The following is a 1,501-nucleotide window of genomic DNA, read 5'->3' on the forward strand; positions in this document are numbered from 1 at the left end:
GCCCTACTTAAAGCCGGCCCATTAGGTCGGCTTTTTCTTTGCGCGACGCTCAGCCCGGGATTGCCGAGGGTGCGAGGCCCTCGCCGAACAGCGCGGCCAGGTCCCGCGCCGGCCGTTCGGCCTCCGGCCGCAGCCGGATGGCGAACTCGGCCGTCGGAACCGGCGGCAAGCCAAGCTCGCGCGGCGCTTCGACAATGCCGGAATGGGCAAAGCGCGCCGTGCGCAGGGTCAGCGCGATGCCGGCATCGACCGCCGTGCGCAGGCCGGCGAGGCTGGCGCTGCCGGCGGCGATGCGATAGCGGCGGCCCGCCGCGTCGAGCGCCGCAAGCGCTGCTTCGCGAAAACCGCAATGCGGATCGAGCAGTGCCAGAGGTAACTCCTCTTCGCGCGCAGCCAGCCCTTTTTGCGAGCAGAGCCAGCGCATCGGCTCGCCGATCACCGCGACCTCGTCCGATGCCGGGGCCTGGCGCATGGTGATCGCGAGATCGAGCTGGCCGGCCTGCAGTGCCTGTGCAAGCTCGGCCGAGCGGCCGACGCGCAATTCGATCCTGACGCGCGGATGGCTGACGGCGAAGGAGCGCAGCAGCTCCGGCAGGCCACGATCGGCAAAATCCTGCGTCGTGCCGATGGCAACGCGGCCGCCGGCACGCGCGCCCTTCAGCGCCAGCCAGGCCTCGGTGTGGACGGCGAGGATGCGTCGGGCATGGCCGACCAGATCCTCGCCGGCGGGCGTCAGGCCGCGCCCGCGGCCTTGGGGAGCAAGCAGCGGCTCGCCGACGATCTCCTCCAGCCGCTGCATCTGCGCCGTCACCGCCGACGGCGAGCGGCCGACGACGGAAGCCGCATTCGCCAGGGAACCGCCATCGACGAAAGCAAGGAAGGTCCTGAGGAGGTCTGGGTCGAGCACTTGCATAATTCGATGATATCGAATCTTTTCTTCGAAACAATTCGATTTTTTTGATTCAATGATCGTGACATGGTTTCTTCCAACGGCGAGGAAGCGCCGCTCACAACGAGGAGAAAGAAAATGCCGATCATCAATGTCAGCGTCACCGGCAAGCCCGACGCCGCTTTGTCCGCCACTATCGCCAAGGAGGTGACCGAGATCACCGCCAAGCAGTTGCGCAAGGACCCGACCATCACCGCGGTCGCCATCAGCTATATCGATCCGCAGCACTGGTTCGCCGGCGGCAAGTCGCTGGCCGAGCATGATTCCAATACTTTCTGGCTCGACATCAAGGTGGTCGACGGCACCAACACCAAGCTCGAGCTCGAAGCCTATCTCCAGGCGATCTTCGCCGCCTTCGGCCGCCTGCTGGGCGGCGTGCATGAGGAGAGCTACGCCTTCGTGCACGAGGTTCCGGCCGCCGCCTATGGCTACGGCGGCAAGACGCAGGAGTTCCGTTTCATCAGCGGCAGGCTGAAGGCGGCGTAGCCCGGCGCCCTCTCCTTCTCCCCTTGTGGGAGAAGGTGGCCGAGCGAAGCTCGGTCGGATGAGGGG

2 protein-coding genes are annotated in these 1,501 nt (G+C 66.4%); one reads left to right on the forward strand and one right to left on the reverse strand.

Annotation, left to right across the window (positions count from 1 at the left end; genetic code table 11):
- Positions 1-49 precede the first annotated feature (49 nt).
- Positions 50-913 carry a LysR substrate-binding domain-containing protein gene (locus tag EN745_RS34675; protein ID WP_127406888.1) on the reverse strand — a complete coding sequence of 288 codons (864 nt, stop codon included), beginning with the start codon at positions 911-913 and terminating at the stop codon, positions 50-52.
- 114 nt (positions 914-1,027) lie between these two features.
- Between EN745_RS34675 and EN745_RS34680 the strand changes: the two genes are divergently transcribed.
- Positions 1,028-1,435: a 4-oxalocrotonate tautomerase family protein gene (locus EN745_RS34680; RefSeq protein ID WP_126055669.1), complete on the forward strand. Its 408-nt coding sequence runs from the start codon at positions 1,028-1,030 to the stop codon at positions 1,433-1,435.
- The last annotated feature ends 66 nt before the right edge of the window (positions 1,436-1,501 follow it).

This window comes from Mesorhizobium sp. M4A.F.Ca.ET.022.05.2.1 (genome assembly GCF_003998845.1).
In the GTDB taxonomy this organism is placed as follows: domain Bacteria; phylum Pseudomonadota; class Alphaproteobacteria; order Rhizobiales; family Rhizobiaceae; genus Mesorhizobium.